The 638-nt window shown below is 64.4% G+C and carries 1 protein-coding gene; it reads right to left on the bottom strand.

Features of this window, described 5'->3' with window-relative positions; genetic code table 11:
• The coding region (locus KUM32_RS42755) for a DEAD/DEAH box helicase family protein (RefSeq protein WP_217146944.1) at positions 1-433 on the bottom strand (433 nt) is incomplete at its 3' end.
• Positions 434-638: the final 205 nt, after the last annotated feature.

The raw sequence follows: 638 nt of genomic DNA, 5'->3' as shown, positions 1-638 counted from the left end.
CGTCACGGCGGGTGAGGAGCGAGTTGGTCGCGGAGTGGCGCAGTCGCTCGACCTCCTCGTTGATCGAGGAGTCCTTCTCGATGTAGGTGTCCGACTGCGGTACGTAAGCCTCCGGCTGGTAGTAGTCGTAGTACGAGACGAAGTACTCCACCGCGTTGTTCGGCAGCAGCTCGCGGAACTCGTTGGCGAGCTGGGCCGCCAGGGTCTTGTTCGGCGCCATGACCAGCGTGGGCCGCTGCAGCTTCTCGATCATCCACGCGGTGGTGGCCGACTTGCCCGTACCGGTCGCGCCGAGCAGGACGACATCCTTCTCACCTGCTCGGATGCGCCGCTCGAGCTCGGCGATCGCCGCCGGCTGGTCGCCGCTCGGCTGGTAGGGGCTGACGACCTCGAAGGGCGCCACCTTGCGTTGGATCTGGGATACGGGCCGCATGGAACTACCGTACGGCTCACCACTGACAACGGCCTCGGCACAGCCCCGTAGCCTGGCGTCTCGCCAGCCCACGGCAATGGCGTTACGCATCGGATCGATCACTCTTCGCATCATTCCGAACATGCCAGCAGCCCCAGACAGCCAGTTCACGGCACGGGCGCAACGAACGAAAGGCCATCGACCATGTACGAGTACAAAGTGATCC

This window comes from Streptomyces sp. AC627_RSS907 (assembly GCF_019049165.1).
Note: the sequence above shows the minus strand (reverse complement) of the source record. Positions and strands in the feature narration are given on the sequence as shown.